Source organism: Klebsiella oxytoca NBRC 105695, from assembly GCF_001598695.1.
GTDB classification, from domain to species: Bacteria; Pseudomonadota; Gammaproteobacteria; order Enterobacterales; family Enterobacteriaceae; genus Klebsiella; species Klebsiella oxytoca.
Window position 1 is genome coordinate 524,606 of record NZ_BCZK01000001.1, and the last position, 19,502, is coordinate 544,107.

A 19,502-nucleotide genomic window follows, 5' to 3' on the forward strand; every position below is an offset into this window, starting at 1 on the left:
ACCATTCCGGTTACACCCTGATAAGGCGAACTTATGAAACAAAAAGTGGTTAGCATTGGTGATATCAACGTAGCAAACGACCTGCCATTCGTGCTGTTTGGCGGCATGAACGTGCTGGAGTCCCGCGATCTTGCGATGCGTATCTGCGAACACTACGTGACCGTTACGCAGAAGCTGGGCATTCCTTACGTGTTCAAAGCCTCTTTTGATAAAGCTAACCGTTCTTCCATCCACTCCTATCGCGGGCCGGGTCTGGAAGAAGGGATGAAGATTTTCCAGGAGTTGAAACAGACTTTCGGCGTGAAAATAATCACCGACGTTCACGAAGCCAGCCAGGCGCAGCCGGTCGCTGACGTGGTGGATGTTATTCAGCTGCCAGCGTTCCTCGCCCGTCAGACCGATCTGGTTGAAGCGATGGCGAAAACCGGCGCGGTTATCAACGTGAAAAAACCGCAGTTCGTGAGTCCGGGCCAGATGGGCAATATCGTCGATAAGTTTATCGAAGGCGGCAACGACAAAGTGATCCTTTGCGATCGCGGCGCAAACTTCGGCTACGACAACCTGGTCGTCGATATGCTGGGCTTTGGGGTGATGAAAAAAGCCTCCAATAACTCACCGGTTATCTTCGACGTTACCCACGCCCTGCAGTGCCGCGACCCGTTTGGCGCGGCCTCCGGCGGCCGTCGCGCTCAGGTTGCCGAACTGGCGCGCGCCGGGATGGCGGTTGGGATCGCGGGCCTGTTTATTGAAGCGCATCCGGATCCGGAGCACGCGAAATGCGACGGTCCTTCCGCGCTGCCGCTGGATAAACTGGAGCCGTTCCTCAAGCAGATGAAAGCCATCGACGATCTCGTTAAAAGCTTTGATGAGCTCGATACCAGCAAGTAATCGCCGCTGAAACGACAAAAGCCTGCCGGTTTTACAACCGGCAGGCTTTTTTGATCTCCCCGAACGGCATGACGCCGCCGGGGGAGGCTCAGGCAAAAATGGTCATCAGGTAGGCAGCGAACAGCGCCAGATGCGCCGCACCGTTCAGCACATTGGTGCGTCCGGTAGAGAACGATATCTGGCACAGCAGCAGCGAGGCGACCATCACGACCATCTCCGGGGCGCCAAGGCCAAAACGCAGTTCGTTACCGGTGAGGAAGGCGATAAGCGTCACTACTGGTACGGTCAGGGAAATGGTGGCCAGCACGGAACCGAAAAACAGGTTCATCGCCCGCTGGACCTGATTGTTTAATACGGCCTTCAGCGCGCCAAGGCCCTCCGGGGAGAGGATCAGCAGCGCCACCAGGAAGCCGGTAAAGGCAACGGGAGCGTTCATGCTGGTCAACAGCGTCTCCAGCGGATTGGCATTCATTTTAGTGACCGCAATAACCGCAACCAGATGTATCAGCAGCCAGGCGGTGTGCCACTTGCTGCTGTGCGCCGACGGTTTGCCGTGATGCGGGTCATCGTCGTCGCCGTCATCCTCATGTTCGTAAACAAACAGGCTCTGGTGCGTTTTCGTTTGAATCAGCAAGAAGACGCCGTACATAGCGGCGGAGATCAGCGCCACCAGCAGCGCCTGGCCGGTGGTAAAGTTGGCCCCGGGCAGCGCCATCGGGAAGACCAGAACGATTATCGCCAGCGGAAAGAGGGCGATAAGGTACTGTTTAATCCCGAACAGATTCATATACTGGGTGGCGAATTTGCGCCCGCCCAGCAGTAAAGAGAAACCGACAAGCCCGCCGGTAACAATCATAATGATCGAATAAAGCGTATCGCGCATCAGAGTCGGCGCTGCGTCGCCGGTAGCCATTAATGCGGAAATCAGGCTGACTTCAAGAATCACCACTGAGAGGCTTAAAATTAACGATCCGTAAGGTTCGCCAAGGCGGTGGGCCAGCACGTCGGCGTGGCGGACGACGCTAAAGGCGCTGCTTAGTATGCCGACCAGCGCCAGAATATTAATCGCAACGACCACTGGCAGTGACTGGCTGCTTCCCCAGAAGAACAGCACCGCCAGCGCCAGAACCGGAAAGGCGAGGGAGGTCTCCTTGTGGCGGGTTTTTACCGCCTCATGTGCATCGGTCATGAATTATCTCCAGCTATGCAGGTGTTATAATTATAGATATCGTAAGTTAATAAAATAACAGACATTGATTAAACTAATTTGTTTTTTTACTTAAATTTACCACTATAGTCCTGTAAAAGTGATAGATTGCCATAAACTGCGGTTACTATTTTTTTGTATTTATTATTCAGATAATTACTAAAACATCTTTCTCATTTATCTGTCGCCTTGCCAGCCGGTTGATCCTCTACCAGACTCACTATTCACCCTTAAACCGGAGGTTGCCATGCCCTATAGCAACAAAAGTGAATTGCCCGACAGCGTTCAGCACGTACTGCCCGCCCACGCCCAGGAGATTTACAAAGAAGCCTTTAATAGCGCCTGGGAGCAGTATAAACATAAAGAGGACCGGCGTGATGACGCCAGCCGCGAAGAGACGGCGCATAAAGTGGCCTGGGCAGCGGTGAAAAATGAATATCAAAAAGGTGAGGATGATAAGTGGCATAAGAAGAAATAATACCTTTTGCCGCGGCCTCCGCTGACTGTCCGCTTGCCCGCGGCCCGTTCATTGCTTATTGTCGAATAAAGCTGGATAATAATTCGGCAATACTTCACGGATGGCACCAGATAATCGCCGGAAGCGGGCAGTGGCGGAGGTAGTAGACAGTGTTAACTCGTGATTTCTTACTGAATGCAGATTGTAAAACGGCGTTTGGCGCTATTGAGGAATCGCTTCTCTGGTCGGCAGAACAACGGGCCGCCTCTTTGGCGGCGACCCTGGCCTGTCGTCCGGATGACGGCTCGGTGTGGATCTTTGGTTACGGTTCGCTAATGTGGAATCCGGCGCTGGAATATCGCGAATCCTGTACCGGTACGCTACCGGGCTGGCACCGCGCGTTCTGTTTGCGGCTCACCGCCGGGCGCGGTAGCGCCATGCAGCCGGGCCGCATGCTGGCGCTGAAAGAAGGTGGGCGCACGACCGGCGTCGCCTACCGCCTGCCCGATGAATCGCTGGAAGAAGAGCTGACGCTGCTGTGGAAGCGGGAGATGATCACCGGCTGCTACCTGCCGACCTGGTGTAAGCTGGAGCTTGACGATGGTCGCACCGTCAATGCGCTGGTCTTTATTATGGACCCGCGACATCCGCTGTTTGAGGCGGACACCAGCGCGCAGGTGATTGCGCCGCTGATAGCGCGCGCCAGCGGGCCGCTTGGTACCAACGCTCAGTATCTGTTCGCGCTCGATCAGGAGTTGCGCAAACTCGGCATGCACGACGCTTGCCTCGACGATTTAGTCGGTAAGGTACGTCATCTGCTTGGGGAGAATAGCCAGCCGGGGCTGGCGTAAGAATGAATCGCCCGGGGAGACCCGGGCGTTTGCTATCAGGCGGGAACGTAGCTGATAGAGTGTTCCAGCGACTGGCTGTGGCTGTCGATGAGAACGTTCCAGGTGCCGCTGTAAGGCACGGTCAGATACGCGCTATCTCTGTCCTGTACGCTCAGAACATCAGCGTGACTATCGCCAGGCACTTTGGCACTCATCAGGTGAATATGGCAGCGTTCAGAACAACGCACCACCAATGTGTCACCGCCAAACAACGTCAAACTTGCTTTTACCATTGCCATTTAATCTTAACCCCGTTTCTGTCTACAGCATCCTGCCAGCCCATTAACCCGCGTGATATTGTTCACACTTTGCTCTGTGCATAACACCAAAGGGGAGGGATGCGGATGCTGATTTTGATCAAAAAAAAGAATAAAGATTAAACAAAAATGACGTTGTGCCTGAAAGCTTTCAGCTGGCATTGTTTTCGATTAGTAAACGCCGCCAGCTTAATATTTAATCCCGTGAGCGCGGGGATTTTTAGAAGGTCAGGACTTTATCCGCCGCCAGCGTCCACTGCGCCAGCTCAACGAGGGTGCCAATCTCCACGCCATCAATCAGCGGCAGCGCGCTGATCCCCCGGCCATCGGTACAGGTTTTACACAGCTTCACCGGCACATTTTGCGCGGTGAGGATCTCCAGCATCTGCTGAATATTGTAGCCTTCCGCTGGCTTCTGCCCGCGCAGGCCGGCGGTGACCGCATCGGACATTAAAAACAGTTTGAGTTCAAGGTCGGACTGCTGCTCGCGCAGGGCGATCGCCAGACGCAGGCTGTTGAACAGAGATTCGCTGCCGTAGGCGGCACCGTTAGCGATAATCACAATACGTTGCATAAGGACTCCTTCTATAAGGCACGGTTATTGCTTGGCTGAAGTATAAAGCGTTAACCCGGGAGAGGGGTATGAATAATACGGCTGGCAATAGGCCTGAGGTGGTCGACTGGTTTGTGCGCGCGCGGCGACGCCAGAAACAGCAGCTACGTCAGCTGTCGCAGCTGGGGTCGCTGGCAGGAGAGATAAGTTCGCTGGTGCATATGCTGCAGTGCGAACGCGGCGCGTCGAATATCTGGCTGTGCTCGGGCGGCAGACTGTACTCGGCGGAGTGCCGGGCGGCAGCGGCGCTGGTCGATGAGCAATTCACACGTTTCAACGCCGCGCTGGAACCCGCCCGTGATGCCGCCAGCAGCGCGCTCTGCTGGCGCATTGCCTGCGCGGCGTGGTATTTGACGCAGCTTGCGGCGCTGCGCCAACGCGTGCGCGCCCGGAACATTCCTGCCGAAGAGGCGACCGGGCAGTTTAGTCGTATTATTCGCCATCTGTTGAATATTGTTCCGCAGCTCAATGACAGTATCGACGACCCGCAAATCGCTGGACGTATGGTAGCGCTCTATAGCTTTATGCAGGGAAAAGAGCTGGCCGGACAGGAACGTGCGCTGGGCGCGCTAGGCTTTGCCCGCGGGCAGTTCAGCGATGAACTGCGTCAGCAACTGGTGGACCGCATTGATGGTCAGCAGCCCTGTTTCGATAGTTTTCAGGCCTTAAGCTATCCGCCCCTCACCACTCTGTTTGCCAGCCAGTGCCTGGCCAGCCTGGAGATTGAACAGCTGCGGCGGGTTGCCTGTACCCGCCAGCCTCCAGTAGACGAGGGAGAAACGGCGCTCCGCTGGTTTTGCGCACAGACCCAGCGCCTTGAGCAGCTCCGTGGCGTGGAAGAGCGGCTAATCGTCGACCTGCTCAACGCCACCGCCGCCCTGCTGGAAGGCGAAGAGCAGAGCATGCAGTTGCCGCCCGCAAACTGGGATGAGGCTGAGGACAGTATCGCCCTGCGGCTGTACAAACAGCTGCTGCCGCTGGTACGCCAGCAGGCCCTTGAGCTTCAGCAACTCTCCTGCCAGCTTGCATCGTTAAAGGAAGCCCTTGAAGAGCGCAAACTGATTGAGAAGGCGAAAAGCGTGCTGATGACCCATCAGGGGATGCCGGAGGAACAGGCCTGGCAGACGCTGCGAAAAATGGCGATGGATAAGAACCAGCGGATGGTGGAGATAGCCCGTGCGCTGCTAACGGTAAAATCACTCTGGCAGACAACCCCAAAGGAGTAGTTGCACGATTAGCGAGCATTTATTGCCAGCCGACGGTGCAGCGTTTTGCGTATAGCAAGGCCGCTGGCTAAGCAAAAGCGCACAATATGGCCTTCTGCAAATCTGGCATCTGCTTTGCATTAGAAAAAATGAGTGAATAAGGTTTTGGGCAGCGGGCCAATGGCGGTGCGTATGTCCATGGATAAAGGCGTCCTGCGGTGCGTAAGCACCGCCGGGCGCTTTTTTTTGCGCGTTTCTGGAGCAGATATGGGCGATACGTTTTCAATTTCACGACGGCGTTTATTACAGACGGGGGCGGCGCTAGGCGGCGCGATGCTGCTGCCCGGCATGATGCAGGCGGCATGGGCGGCGGGGACGGATAAGCCGGAACAGACCACCGTGCGGGTGGGTTTTATTCCGCTGACCGACTGTGCCCCCTTAGCCATCGCTTCCCTAAAGGGATTCGATAAAAAGTACGGCATCACCCTCGTCCCGAGCAAGGAGGCCAGCTGGGCGGCAGTGCGCGACAAGCTGGTTGCCGGAGAGCTGGACGCCGCGCACATTCTGTACGGCATGCTCTACGGCCTTGAGCTGGGGATCGCCAGTAAACCCCAGGCGATGGCCAATCTGATGACTCTTAACCGCAACGGGCAGGCGATTACGCTCTCCAGCGAGCTGCAGGAGAAGGGCGTCACCGACCTGGGCGGACTGAAAAAACGGATCGACCAGCAGGCGCCGGGCAGCTACACCTTCGCCCATACCTTTCCAACCGGCACCCACGCGATGTGGCTCTATTACTGGCTGGCGAGCGGTGGAATTAACCCTTTCGACGATATCCGCACCGTCGTTGTGCCGCCGCCGCAGATGGTGATGAACATGCGTATCGGCAATATGAGCGGTTTTTGTGTCGGCGAGCCGTGGAACGCGCGCGCCATTAACGATCGCATCGGCTTCACCGTCGCCACTTCTCAGGATATCTGGCCGGAACATCCGGAAAAAATTCTCGGCACCCGCAGCGAATGGGTTGAGCGTAACCCGAATACGGCTCGGGCGTTGGTGGCGGCGCTGATGGAGGCCCAACGCTGGATTGATGCTTCCGTGGAGAATACTCGCGAAACGGCGCGGATACTCACCAGACGCGCGTGGCTGAACACGAAAGAGCAGTACCTCACCGGGCGCATGCTCGGCGCATACGACAATGGTATCGGTCGCCGCTGGCAGGATGCGCACCCGATGCGCTTCTACGAACAGGGGGAGGTGAGCTTTCCATGGCTCTCGGACGGCATGTGGTTTTTGACCCAGTTCCGCCGCTGGGGATTGTTGAAGGCGTCGCCGGATTATCAGGCGGTGGCGCAGCGCATTAATCGCATTGACGTCTGGAAAGAGGCGGCGCTGGCTGTCGGCGGGATCGGCGCGCCGAAGCAGCCGATGCGCAGCAGCACATTGCTCGACGGCAAGGTCTGGAATGGGGCCGACCCGGAAGGCTATGCCAGCAGTTTCGCGATTCAACGTAAAGGGGCATGAGATGAAACACGCATATAAAACTCAACCGCAGGCCAGCGCTGGAAAGGCGCCCGGCGAAGTGATCACCCTGGCTCCGCTGCAGGTTCGCAAAACCACGCCTCCGTTCAGCCGCTGGCTGCGCGATGCTACCCAACGTCTGCTGCCGCCGCTGCTCGGGCTGGGATTGCTGCTGTTGGGCTGGCAGCTGGCAGCAATAAACAGCAAAGGTTTCCCGACGCCGCTCAGCACGCTGGATTCCGCGTTGACCCTTTTTGCCGATCCGTTTTATCAGGACGGGCCGAACGATATGGGGATCGGCTGGAACGTGCTGGCGTCGCTGCAGCGCGTGGCGGTGGGGTTTGGCCTTGCCGCGCTGGCGGGCATTCCTCTGGGCTTTCTGATCGGTCGTTCGCCATTCTTCGCCCGGATGTTTAACCCGTTGATTGCGCTGCTGCGCCCGGTCAGCCCGCTGGCCTGGCTGCCTATTGGCCTGCTGCTGTTCCAGAAGGCGGAACCGGCCTCGAGCTGGACCATTTTTATCTGCTCGATCTGGCCGATGGTTATTAACACCGCCGAGGGCGTGCGGCGTATTCCTGAGGACTACCTCAACGTGGCCCGCGTGCTGCAGCTTTCCGAGTGGACGGTGATGCGCAAGATCCTCTTTCCGGCGGTCTTACCCGCGGTGCTGACCGGGGTTCGTCTCTCGATTGGTATCGCCTGGCTGGTGATCGTCGCCGCCGAAATGCTCACCGGCGGCTTAGGGATCGGCTTCTGGATCTGGAACGAGTGGAACAACCTCAACGTTGAAAACATCATCATTGCCATCGTCATTATCGGCGTGGTCGGGTTGCTGCTGGAACAGGGGCTGATGCTGCTCGCCCGTCGTTTTAGCTGGCAGGATAAATAAGGAGTCGCAGATGAAACCACTCATTCAGGTCCAGGGCGTCAGCCAGCGTTTCAATACCACCAGCGGCGAATTCCTCGCACTGCAGAATGTCTCATTCGATATTTACGAGGGGGAGACCATCAGCCTGATTGGTCACTCAGGGTGCGGTAAGTCAACTCTGCTGAATCTGATTGCCGGGATTACCTTGCCGACGGAGGGCGGCCTGCTGTGTGATAACCGTGAAATCGCCGGGCCGGGCCCGGAACGCGCGGTGGTGTTTCAGAACCACTCTCTGCTGCCGTGGCTGACCTGCTTCGATAACGTTGCGCTGGCGGTGGATCAGGTCTTCCGCCGCAGCATGAGCAAAGGCGAGCGCAAAGAGTGGATTGAGCACAACCTCGAACGGGTCCAGATGGGGCACGCCCTGCACAAGCGCCCGGGAGAAATATCCGGCGGTATGAAGCAGCGCGTTGGCATTGCCCGGGCGCTGGCGATGAAGCCGAAAGTGCTGCTGCTGGATGAACCCTTTGGTGCCCTTGATGCCCTGACGCGGGCGCATTTACAGGACGCGGTGATGCAGATTCAGCAGTCGCTGAATACTACCATCGTGATGATTACCCATGATGTTGATGAAGCGGTGCTGCTTTCCGACCGGGTGCTGATGATGACCAATGGTCCGGCGGCGACGGTCGGGGAGATCCTCGATGTTAACCTGCCGCGCCCGCGCAATCGCGTGCAGCTGGCGGACGATAGCCGTTATCACCATCTGCGTCAGCAGATCCTGCACTTCCTCTATGAAAAACAGCCGAAAGCGGCATAGGGGGCGGCGATGACGCGGCAACTGGTGATTATTGGTAACGGTATGGCGGCCACGCGCCTGGCGCAGGCATTGGTAGAACGGGATGCGCAGCGGTTTAGCATCACCATTATCGGCGATGAACCCGGCCAGGCCTATAACCGCATTCAGCTGTCGCCTGTGCTGGGCGCAGAGAAAACAGCAGGCGAGACGAGACTGCTGCCCGAGACGTGGTATCAACGGCATAACGTTAAGGTACGCGCCGGCGAGACGGTTACGGCGGTGGATATTCATGCCCGTACGCTGCAAACCACCGCAGGGGTAGTTAGCTGGGATGAACTGGTGTTCGCCACAGGCTCGCTACCGTTTGTGCCGCCGTTACCGGGCATTACGCAGCCGCACGTTTTTGCTTTCCGCACTCTGGCGGACGTCGAGGGCATCCTGGCCATCGACGGCCCGGCGGTGGTTATCGGCGGGGGCGTACTCGGCGTAGAGGCCGCCGCGGCGCTGCGGCGTTATGGTGACAGTGTCACTTTACTTCATCGCGGAAGCGGGCTGATGGAGCAGCAAATCGATGCTTTTGCCGGCGAGCAGCTGCAAATGCTGCTTGCCGATCGCGGGATTCGCTGCGTGATGGAGAGCCGTATCGCCGCTATTGATGCACATCAGGTGCGGCTGGAGGACGGCCGCGCGTTTGCCGCCTCGCGGGTGGTGCTGGCGACCGGCGTGCAGCCGAACAAACGGCTGGCCGAGCGCAGCGGGCTGGCCTGCGCCCGCGGAATCCTCGTTGACCGCCAGCTGGCAACCGTGCAGCCGGGCGTCAGCGCCATCGGGGAGTGCTGTGAAATCGACGGTCGGACCTGGGGGCTGGTGGCGCCATGCCTGCGCCAGGCGGAGGTGCTGGCTGCCCGCCTGTGCGCTACCCCAGGCGAAGATTTTTGCTGGCAGGATAGCGGCACTCGTCTGAAGGTCAGCGGTATCGAGTTGTTCAGCGCGGGCGAGCTGCGGGCCGCAGAACAGGATGAAAGCTGTATCAGCTGGGACCCGCTGGACCGCCACTACCGGCGCCTGCTGCTGCGCGACGGTAAGCTGCGCGGCGTACTGCTGCTGGGCGATTGCAGCAGCGCTGCGCCCCTCACCGCTCTGCTGGGGGCGGATGCCCCGGCGCCGGCAGAGTGGCTCTTCGATCCCTCTTCAACGATGCAGCCGCGCGCTGCGGGAAAAATTATGATGACAAAACCTGTTTTAGTGCTGGTCGGACACGGTATGGTCGGCCACCATTTTCTTGAGCAATGCGTCGACCGTCGCCTTCATCAACGGTATCGGATTGTGGTGTTCTGCGAGGAACGCTATGCCGCCTACGACCGGGTTCATCTGACTGAATATTTCACCGGACGCAGCGCAGAATCGCTGTCGCTGGTTGAGGGCGATTTTTTCGCTCAGCACGGTATTGAGCTGCGCCTGAGCGAATCGGTCGCCAGCATCGACCGCGAAGCGCGGGTGGTGCGCGATGCCTTCGGCCACGAAACCCACTGGGATAAGCTGGTGCTGGCGACGGGGTCTTACCCGTTTGTTCCGCCGGTGCCGGGTCATCATCTCGAGGGCTGTTTTGTTTATCGTACGCTTGACGACCTCGACCAGATTGCCGCCCGCGCCGCAACCGCCCGACGGGGTGTAGTTATCGGCGGCGGGCTGCTCGGGCTGGAAGCGGCCAACGCGCTGAAGCAGTTGGGGCTGGAAACTCACGTTGTCGAGTTTGCGCCGAACCTGATGGCGGTGCAGCTGGACAACGGCGGCGCGGCAATGCTGCGAGAAAAAATCAGTCAACTGGGCGTCGGGGTGCATACCAGCAAGGCGACGACGGAGATTGTTCGCAACGAACAGGGGCTACAGCTGAACTTTGCCGACGGTAGCTCGCTGGCGGCCGATATGCTGGTGTTCTCCGCCGGTATTCGCCCGCAGGACGGGCTGGCGCGCAGCGGCGGGCTGGAAGTGGGCGAACGCGGCGGGATTTGTATCGACAACCAGTGTCGTACCTCCGACCCGGACGTGCTGGCAATCGGCGAATGTGCCCTGTGGGAGAACAAAATTTATGGTCTGGTGGCGCCTGGCTATCAGATGGCGCGCGCCGCAGCGGCTACCCTGGCGGGCGAGGAAGGCTGCTTTAGCGGCGCGGATATGAGCACTAAGCTGAAGCTGCTGGGCGTTGATGTCGCCTCGTTCGGCGACGCCCAGGGGCGCACCCCGGGCTGTCAGAGCTATCAGTGGACCGATGGGCCGCAGCAGATCTACAAAAAAATTATAGTCAGCGCGGAGGGCAACAAACTGCTCGGCGGGGTGCTGGTCGGGGATGCCAGCGACTATGCCACGCTGCTACAGATGATGCTTAACGGTATGGCTTTACCCAATCACCCGGAAAGCCTGATCCTTCCGGCGCTGGAGGGCAGCGCGCCAAAAGCGCTCGGCGTGGCGGCGTTGCCGGACAGCGCGCAGATTTGCTCCTGTCACAACGTCAGCAAAGGCGATATCTGCCAGGCGGTGAACGGCGGCGCGGGCGATATGGCGGCGATAAAAAGCTGCACCAAAGCGGCGACCGGCTGCGGCGGCTGTAGCGCGCTGGTAAAACAGGTGATGGAGTATCAGCTTGCCGAGCAGGGCGTTGAAGTCAAAAAGGATATCTGCGAGCATTTTGCGTGGTCGCGGCAGGAGATCTATCACCTGGTACGCGTCAACCATATTCGCACCTTCGAACAGCTGATTGCCCGCTATGGACGCGGTCACGGCTGTGAGATCTGTAAACCTCTGGCGGCCTCGGTGCTGGCCTCCTGCTGGAATGAATATCTGCTGAAGCCGGCGCATTTGCCTCTTCAGGACACTAACGACCGCTACTTCGCCAATATTCAGAAAGATGGCACCTATTCGGTGGTACCGCGTATGGCGGCGGGAGAGGTGACGCCGGACGGGCTGATTGCGATCGGCCAGATCGCCAAACGCTATCAGCTGTACAGTAAAGTGACCGGCGGCCAGCGTATCGATCTGTTCGGCGCGCGCCTGGAGCAGCTCCCGGCAATCTGGCGCGAGCTGGCCGAGGCGGGATTTGAAACCGGCCACGCCTACGGCAAATCCCTGCGGACGGTGAAATCCTGCGTGGGTTCAACCTGGTGCCGCTATGGCGTCCAGGATTCCACCGGCCTGGCGGTAACCCTCGAACATCGCTATAAGGGGCTGCGCGCGCCGCACAAAATTAAAATGGCGGTCTCCGGCTGTACCCGCGAATGCGCGGAGGCCCAGGGCAAGGATATTGGCGTCATCGCTACGGAGAAGGGCTGGAATCTGTACGTTTGCGGCAACGGCGGTATGAAGCCGCGCCATGCCGACCTGTTCGCCAGCGATCTGGATGAAGCCACCCTTATCCGCAGTATCGACCGGCTGCTGATGTTCTATATTCGTACCGCCGACCGTCTGCAGCGTACCAGTACCTGGATGGATAATCTTGAGGGAGGCGTCGACTATCTGCGCGCGGTTATCCTCGAAGACAGCCTTGGCATCGGCGAAGAGCTGGAGCAGGAGATGGCGCGGGTGGTCGAGAGCTACCAGTGCGAATGGCAAACCACCCTTAACGATCCGCAGCGGCTGGCGCTGTTCCGCTCCTACGTGAACAGCGATGAGCCGGACGAAGCGGTGCAGCGGCAAACCCTGCGCGGCCAGCCGCAGCTGGCCCCGTTCGCGGCGCAGGCCGAACCGGCGCTGCCGTCCCGCCCGTGGCAGGCCATTTGCGATCTCGACGCCATCCCGCAGCAGGCGGGGATTGGCGCGCGGCTCGGCGAGCGGCAGATTGCGCTGTTCCGCTTTGGCGATCAGGTATATGCCCTCGATAATCTTGAACCGGGCAGCGAGGCCAACGTTCTTTCGCGCGGCCTGCTGGGCGATGCGGGCGGTGAACCGATCGTGATTTCGCCTCTGTATAAGCAGCGTATTCGCCTGCGCGATGGCCGCCAGTGCGACGACGGCGAAATGGCGGTACGCGCATGGCCGGTAAAAGTGGAGAACGGTAAAGTATGGGTTGGCAACCAGCAGCTGCTGGCGCGCGCGGAGGCCTCGTGATGAATGAAACCAGGACCACTTGCCCCTATTGCGGGGTCGGCTGCGGCATTATCGCCAGCCTGAATGCCGACGGCCAGGTTACCGTACGCGGGGATGAACAACATCCGGCAAACTTTGGCCGCCTGTGCGTGAAGGGGGCGGCGCTGGGCGAAACCGTCGGGCTGACGGGAAGATTGCTCTTCCCGGAAGTCGATGGCGGTCGCGCGACCTGGGCCCAGGCGCTGGCAGCGGCGGGTTCGCGTCTGCGGGAGATTATCGACGAGCACGGGCCGCAAGCGGTGGCGTTTTATGCCTCCGGCCAGCTGCTGACCGAGGATTACTACGTGGCCAATAAGCTGATGAAGGGGTTTATCGGCGCGGCAAATATCGATACTAATTCGCGGCTGTGCATGTCTTCAGCGGTCACCGGCTATAAACGGGCGCTGGGCGCTGATGTGGTGCCGTGCAGCTATGAGGACGTGGAAAACAGCGATCTGGTGGTGCTGGTCGGGTCGAACGCCGCCTGGGCGCATCCGGTACTCTATCAGCGGCTGGCGCAGGCGAAGCGCGACAATCCGCAGATGCGGGTGGTGGTCATTGATCCGCGTCGGACCGCCACCTGCGATATTGCGGACAGGCATCTGGCGCTGGCTCCCGGCAGCGACGGCGGACTGTTTGTCGGCCTGTTGAACGCCATTGCCGCCCGCGACGACATCTGCGGCGATTTTAGCGATGCGCCGCAGGCGCTGGCCATCGCGCAGGACTGGGATATCAACCACGTCGCGCAGTTCTGCGGCCTGCCGCGACAGCAGATCGCCGATTTCTACAGCGAGTTTATCGCCGCTCCCCGCGCCATCACGCTCTATACCATGGGGATTAACCAGTCCGCCAGCGGCAGCGATAAATGTAACGCTATCATTAACGTTCACCTGGCGAGCGGTAAATATGGGCGTCCGGGCTGCGGGCCTTTTTCGCTGACCGGACAACCTAACGCCATGGGCGGGCGCGAGGTAGGCGGACTGGCGACCATGCTGGCGTCGCATATGAACTTTGAAACCGACGATTTACGGCGTCTGGCGCGCTTCTGGGGGACCGAACGTCTGGCGCAAACGCCGGGGCTGTCGGCGGTGGATCTGTTCGCCGCCATTGGCCGCGGCGAGGTGAAAGCGGTGTGGATTATGGGCACCAACCCGGTAGTGTCGCTGCCGGACAGCCATGCGGTAAGCAAAGCGCTGGCGGCCTGTCCGCTGGTCATCGTGTCCGACATCGCCGCCGCTACCGATACCGGACGCTTTGCCCATATCCGCTTTCCCGCGCTGGCGTGGGGAGAGAAGAGCGGCACGGTAACCAACTCCGAACGAAGGATCTCACGCCAGCGCGCTTTCATGGCGCCACCGGGGGAGGCCAGAGCCGACTGGTGGATCGTCGCCCGCGTGGCCCAGGCGCTGGGCTTCGGCTCCGCTTTTGCCTGGCAGCACCCGCACGAGGTGTTCAGCGAACACGCCGCGCTTTCAGGATATGAAAATGATGGCCAGCGGGCATTTGATATCGGCGGACTGGCGGATCTCAGCCGCGAAGCGTGGGAGGCGCTGGAACCGGTGCGCTGGCCGGTGAGCCGCAGTGAAGCAGCCTGGAGTGTGCATAAGGGCTGGCATCGCGACGGTAAACTGCGGATGGTGCCGGTCGCGCCGCAACCTACCCGGGCGACCACCGATGCGTTCTATCCACTGATCCTCAACAGCGGGCGGATCCGCGATCAGTGGCACACCATGACCCGCACCGGCGCGGTGCCGCGTCTGATGCAGCATATTAACGAGCCGGTGGTGGAAGTCGCGCCAGCGGACGCGACGCGCTATCAGCTGCTGGAAGGCGAACTGGCGCGGGTGCGCTCACCGAATGGGGTGATGGTAGCAAAAGTGATTGTCAGCAATGGCCAGCGTCCCGGGTCGCTGTTTGTGCCGATGCACTGGAATGATCAGTTTGCTCGCCAGGGACGGGTGAATAACCTGCTGTCTGCAGTCACTGACCCGCACTCCGGGCAGCCGGAAAGTAAACAGGCGGCAGTGGCGATAGCTGCCTGGCTACCAGCGTGGAAAGGCGAGCTTTTTTCTCGCTTGTCGGTGCCGCTACCCGCTTCACTACACTGGCGGCGGCGGGCAGCGCAGGGAATCATTCATCTTTCGCTGGCGGGGGATATCGCCTCCCGCGAGTGGCTTATTGAGTGGTGCCAGCGAAAAGGGTGGCAACTACAGACAGCCAAAGGCGGTAGCATCTGGAACCTGCTGGCGTGGCAGGGGGAAGAGCTGATGCTCGGCTGGTGGAGCGATGTCAACGAACCGCGCGTGGATGCCGAGTGGATTAGCGCCGCGTTTCGCAGCCCTCCGCCGAATGCTACCCAGCGTCACGCATTATTGAGCGGCAGAAAGGGTAGCGATGAGGTACCGCGCGGACGCATTATCTGTAGCTGCTTTAGCGTGGGCGAACGGGCGATAGACGAAGCGATTGCCACTGGCTGCCGTACGCCCGCCGCACTGGGAGCAAAGCTCAAATGCGGCACCAACTGCGGCTCTTGTATCCCGGAACTTAAGGCGCTGCTGGCGGCGAAGCTGGCGCAGGCCTGATATTCGGTATATTCCTGGAATCGTGCGGGAGGCTGCCAGGGCGGGTAAAAAACGATAAACTTAACTTTTGCCGCCATCACTTTATGAGTAGACGTAACCGATTTGAGCTCCTTGTCGTTCCGTATAACCCCTTATTTACCGCTTCTCCTGCTGCTGACAGGCGCTCCCACCCGCGCGCTGCAGGATACTCAGGCCTTTTCCAGAGGCCCTGAAAGCTTACCCGACCTTGGCCTGGCGCCGCAGGTCGATGACGACGCAAAACATTTTGCCGAGATGGCGAAAAAATTTGGCGAAGCCAGCATGAGCGATAATGGGCTGACAACCGGCGAACAGGCGCGTGTATTTGCCATGAGCCGGCTGGGCAACGAAGTCAGCCACCAGCTGGAAAGCTGGCTTTCGCCGTGGGGCAACGCCAACGTCGATTTGCTGGTCGATAAAGAGGGCAATTTTACCGGCAGCAAGGGGAGCTGGTTTGTTCCTCTTCAGGATAACGGCGACTATCTCACCTGGAACCAGTACTCGGTCACCCAGCGGGATAACGGTCTGGTCGGCAACGTCGGCCTCGGCCAGCGCTGGCGGATGGGCTCCTGGCTGCTGGGCTACAACTCCTTCTACGATAAAGTGCTCGATGAGCGCATGGCGCGCGGCAGCGTCGGGGCCGAAGCCTGGGGTGAATCGCTGCGCCTGTCGGCTAACTACTACCAGCCGCTCGGCGGCTGGCAGCAGGGGAGTAGCCTGACTCAGCAGCAGCGTATGGCGAGCGGCTACGATGTGACCGCTCAGGCGCGGCTGCCGTTTTATCAGCACATTAATACCAGCGTGAGCGTGGAGCAGTACTTCGGCGATAGCGTTGACCTGTTCCATTCGGGCACCGGCTATCACAATCCGGTCGCGGTGTCGGTGGGGCTGAATTACACCCCCGTTCCGCTGGTCACGGTGACCGCCAAACATAAGCAGGGCGAGAGCGGCGTCAGCCAAAACGATATTGGGTTAAAGCTGAACTATCGTTTTGGCGTTCCTCTGAAACAGCAGCTGGCGGCCGATGAAGTCGCCGTTAGCCGATCGCTTCGCGGCAGCCGCTACGATAGCCCGGAACGCGATAATCTGCCGGTGGTTGAATATCGCCAGCGCAAAACGCTGTCGGTTTATCTGGCGACGCCGCCCTGGGATCTTCAGCCCGGGGAGACGGTGCAGCTGAAACTACAGATTCGTAGCCTGCACGGAATTAAGTCGCTAAGCTGGCAGGGCGATACCCAGGCGCTGAGCCTGACCTCGCCGATAGAGGCCAACAGTACGGACGGCTGGACCGTGATTATGCCGCGCTGGAACAGCGAAGCCGGGGCAAGCAACCGCTGGCATCTTTCGCTGGTGGTGGAGGATAAAACGGGTCAGCGCGTCTCATCCAATGAGATCGCACTGGCGCTGACTGAGCCGTTGGTACGCGTACCGGCCGATGGCGTTTCGTGGCAGCATCTGCCCTAGAATACGCGCTCCTGATGGACCCAAACCGCCGCTTCCACGCGCGATTTCAGCTTCATTTTCTTCAACATATGTTTGACGTGCACTTTAACGGTACTTTCGGTGATATCCAGACGGCGGGCGATCATTTTGTTTGGCAGGCCCTGGGCAATCAGCTTGAGAATATCGCGCTCGCGCGGGGTTAGCTGGCTGATGTCGCGGTCTGAGGTAGCGCGATTAGCGCGCAGGCTGGCAGCCAGCACCGGGGTTAACGCTTCGCTGAGCACCATTTCGCCTGCCGCCGCCTGCTGTAGCGCTTTCAGCAAATCTTCCGGCTCCATATCCTTCAGCAGGTAGCCGTCGGCGCCGCGTTTCAGCGCGGTCACCACGTCTTCTTCATGATTGGAGACGCTAAACACCACCACGCGGCCGGACAGCGACTTCTCGCGCAGCTTGTCGAGCGTTTCCAGACCGTTCATGCCCGGCATATTGAGATCCAGCAGAATCAAATCAGGATCCAATGATTCCGCCATCGCAATACCTTGCTCGCCGTTGCTGGCTTCGCCGATAACCTGGATATCCGGGGCCATGCTGATCAGCTGTTTGACGCCGGTGCGCAGCATCGGGTGATCGTCGATGAGAAGGATGGTTGCCCGTTCCTGTTGACTCATGGAGTTCTCCTTATTGGATTGAAAACGATTTTTCAGGGATAAAAGTGACCACCACTTCGGTACCGCCGGTTTCCCGGCGCCGAACCTGGCAGTCCCCGCGCAGGCTCTGAGCGCGATCGCGCATGATAATCAGGCCGTAGTGGTTGCTGCGCTCCGCATGGTCCGGTACGCCGCGACCGTTATCGGCCACCGTCAGACGGACCTGATTGTCCCGCAACGCCACGGTAACGCTGACATCGGTGGCATTGGCGTGCTTCAGCGCGTTGCTGAGCGCTTCCCGGGCGATTTGCAGCAGATGGATGGCCTGATGCGACGGCACAAAACGCGGCGGCAGCTGATAGTCCAGGCGTACCGTAAAACCGAAGTGGGCGCTGTATTCCTGGCAGCTGGCCTCCAGCGCCGGACGTAGTCCCGGCTCGGTGAGCTGTAGCCGGAAGGTCGTCAGCAGTTCGCGCAGCTGAGCCCAGGAGGTATTCAGTTCATTACGGATTTGCCCCAGCAGCTGGCGGCTCGCTTCCGGCAGGTCATCGCCCTGCATTTGCAGGCAGCTAACCTGCATTTTCATACAGGAGAGCGACTGGGCGATGGAGTCGTGGAGCTCGCGGGCGATAGTGGCGCGCTCCTCCATGACGATTAGCTGCTGCTGGCGCTCCTGATGACGATCGAGAGCGAGGGTGCCGGTAAGTTGTTCCACCAGCGTGTCAACCAGCTGCTGCTGATCGTGGCTCAGATGACGCCCGGCGGGCAGGGTGGCCAGTAAAATACCGTACTGATTATGGGCATCCGACAGCCGCCATTTTAAAGTGGTGCCGGTATCAGGCAGCGGCGGCAGGTCGCGGGGACAGAGATAACAGCCCCTGTCGTCGCACTGAATATCGGAGTGGCAGGAAAACTCCTGATGGTTGTCTTCGTCTTCAAGGTCGTAGACGCGAACTTCAATATCGCGCAGCAGGGTCAGCCCCTGTAAACCGTTAAGAACGGGCGAAATGCGTTCACAGAGCGGCGCGTTAGAGTGCAGGCGGCGGTTGGCCTGCCACAGAAAGGCGAGGATCTCGTTTTTTTGCTCCAGGCCGGCGGTTTTTTCCTGCACCCGGCGTTCAAGCACCGAATAGCTCTCCGCCAGCTCTTTGGACATGTTGTTCAGCGCCATGCCGAGCGTCGCCATCTCGTTGCGCCCGTTAATCTGCGCCCGCTGGGTGAAATCACGTCGGCTCACCGCTCGGGCCATACCGAGCAGCTGTTTCCACGGACGTAACAGGCGGGCGCGCAGCCAGACGATGGTAAATACCAGCAGCAGCGCCATCCCTACGGCCATGATGCGCTGGATCCAGACAACGTGTTTAATCCGCTCCTCGGTGGTGTGATCGAAAGCGGTAACCAGCTGGTCAATGCGGTCGACAAAGCCGGCGACATCCGTCGCGACCGAGGCCTGATTTTGCGCTTTGCGCATTCCCGGCGCCAGCTCCAGCTGCCAGTAGTGCTGCAGCGCCTGGAGCTGCCGCTGCTGATCGTCATGGCGAGCGGCGTACTGCAGTTCCGGGCTAAAGACGGTTGCCGTCATTTCATCCAGCAGCTTTTGATCGCTGTCGGTGAGCGGTATCGCCGCCAGCAGGCGATAGCTCTGCATGCGCAGCGAACCGGCTTTATTGATGGCATGCGCGCTGCCCTGAACGCCATGCACCAGGCGGGAAGAGATCGCCATTCCGGCGACGCCGATGATCGTGGCCAACAGAACGATCAGCGCGAGTTGATTAACCAGCGTCAGCGGCGTAAAAAGTCGTTTCAACATGGGATATGGGGCTCCTGACCGGCAAATTATCCGGGAGTGGCGCTTATTCTCGGACATCCCCTGGAGTATACCCATACCCCCAAAGGATTACCCCTTAATTGTCAGTCTACGATGGGCTGGTGGCAGGCGTTGAGGTAATCCCGGCACTGGCGTGAAAAACCACACTTTTTTGCGCAGA

15 protein-coding genes are annotated in these 19,502 nt (G+C 59.5%); 10 read left to right on the forward strand and 5 right to left on the reverse strand.

Going from position 1 to position 19,502, the window contains the following annotated elements; genetic code table 11:
• The first annotated feature begins 33 nt into the window (after positions 1-33).
• Entirely contained in the window at positions 34-888 is an 855-nt protein-coding gene (gene kdsA, locus KO1_RS02285; protein WP_004103146.1) for a 3-deoxy-8-phosphooctulonate synthase, read from the forward strand.
• 88 nt (positions 889-976) lie between these two features.
• Here the strand turns inward: kdsA and chaA are convergent, their stop codons facing one another.
• Positions 977-2,077, reverse strand: a complete 1,101-nt coding sequence (chaA, locus tag KO1_RS02290) for a sodium-potassium/proton antiporter ChaA (protein WP_004113666.1) — start codon at positions 2,075-2,077, stop codon at positions 977-979.
• Positions 2,078-2,342: 265 nt separating this feature from the next.
• Between chaA and chaB the strand changes: the two genes are divergently transcribed.
• Positions 2,343-2,573, forward strand: coding sequence for a putative cation transport regulator ChaB (chaB, locus tag KO1_RS02295; RefSeq protein WP_004103144.1), 231 nt, complete (start codon positions 2,343-2,345; stop codon positions 2,571-2,573).
• A 149-nt stretch (positions 2,574-2,722) separates the two neighbouring features.
• The gene (locus tag KO1_RS02300) at positions 2,723-3,403 is read left to right on the forward strand and encodes a gamma-glutamylcyclotransferase (RefSeq protein WP_004103143.1); all 681 of its coding nucleotides are present in this window, start codon (positions 2,723-2,725) and stop codon (positions 3,401-3,403) included.
• A gap of 35 nt (positions 3,404-3,438) precedes the next feature.
• Here KO1_RS02300 and KO1_RS02305 read toward each other — a convergent pair whose 3' ends face one another.
• Positions 3,439-3,681 carry a DUF1883 domain-containing protein gene (locus KO1_RS02305; RefSeq protein WP_004103142.1) on the reverse strand — a complete coding sequence of 81 codons (243 nt, stop codon included), beginning with the start codon at positions 3,679-3,681 and terminating at the stop codon, positions 3,439-3,441.
• 238 nt (positions 3,682-3,919) lie between these two features.
• Complete coding sequence (locus KO1_RS02310; RefSeq protein ID WP_004103141.1) at positions 3,920-4,273, reverse strand: DsrE/DsrF/TusD sulfur relay family protein; 354 nt, start codon at positions 4,271-4,273, stop codon at positions 3,920-3,922.
• 68 nt (positions 4,274-4,341) lie between these two features.
• On the opposite strand from KO1_RS02310, the gene nasR reads away from it, so the two are divergent.
• The 7 genes from nasR (at position 4,342) to KO1_RS02345 (ending at position 16,888) form a co-directional block, all read left to right on the forward strand.
• Complete coding sequence (gene nasR / locus KO1_RS02315; RefSeq protein ID WP_024274371.1) at positions 4,342-5,538, forward strand: nitrate regulatory protein NasR; 1,197 nt, start codon at positions 4,342-4,344, stop codon at positions 5,536-5,538.
• A gap of 246 nt (positions 5,539-5,784) precedes the next feature.
• On the forward strand, positions 5,785-7,041 hold the full coding sequence (locus KO1_RS02320; protein WP_024274370.1) for a CmpA/NrtA family ABC transporter substrate-binding protein: 1,257 nt from the start codon (positions 5,785-5,787) through the stop codon (positions 7,039-7,041).
• A gap of 1 nt (position 7,042) precedes the next feature.
• Positions 7,043-7,927 (forward strand): nitrate ABC transporter permease, encoded by an 885-nt coding sequence (gene ntrB / locus KO1_RS02325; RefSeq protein ID WP_024274369.1) that lies wholly within the window; start codon positions 7,043-7,045, stop codon positions 7,925-7,927.
• Positions 7,928-7,937: 10 nt separating this feature from the next.
• The gene (locus tag KO1_RS02330; protein WP_016808835.1) at positions 7,938-8,726 is read left to right on the forward strand and encodes an ABC transporter ATP-binding protein; all 789 of its coding nucleotides are present in this window, start codon (positions 7,938-7,940) and stop codon (positions 8,724-8,726) included.
• Between the two features lie 9 nt (positions 8,727-8,735).
• Entirely contained in the window at positions 8,736-12,806 is a 4,071-nt protein-coding gene (nirB, locus tag KO1_RS02335; RefSeq protein ID WP_073971790.1) for a nitrite reductase large subunit NirB, read from the forward strand.
• Positions 12,806-15,406: a nitrate reductase gene (locus KO1_RS02340; RefSeq protein WP_049594087.1), complete on the forward strand. Its 2,601-nt coding sequence runs from the start codon at positions 12,806-12,808 to the stop codon at positions 15,404-15,406. The genes nirB and KO1_RS02340 overlap by 1 nt, the downstream gene beginning before the upstream one ends.
• Before the next feature lie 102 nt (positions 15,407-15,508).
• The gene (locus KO1_RS02345; protein WP_023321187.1) at positions 15,509-16,888 is read left to right on the forward strand and encodes a YchO/YchP family invasin; all 1,380 of its coding nucleotides are present in this window, start codon (positions 15,509-15,511) and stop codon (positions 16,886-16,888) included.
• On the opposite strand, the gene narL is transcribed toward KO1_RS02345, so the two are convergent.
• Both narL and narX read right to left on the reverse strand, forming a co-directional pair.
• Complete coding sequence (gene narL, locus KO1_RS02350) at positions 16,885-17,535, reverse strand: two-component system response regulator NarL (protein WP_004103129.1); 651 nt, start codon at positions 17,533-17,535, stop codon at positions 16,885-16,887. The genes KO1_RS02345 and narL overlap by 4 nt on opposite strands.
• A gap of 10 nt (positions 17,536-17,545) precedes the next feature.
• Positions 17,546-19,324 carry a nitrate/nitrite two-component system sensor histidine kinase NarX gene (gene narX / locus KO1_RS02355; RefSeq protein ID WP_004103128.1) on the reverse strand — a complete coding sequence of 593 codons (1,779 nt, stop codon included), beginning with the start codon at positions 19,322-19,324 and terminating at the stop codon, positions 17,546-17,548.
• Between the last annotated feature and the right edge of the window lie 178 nt (positions 19,325-19,502).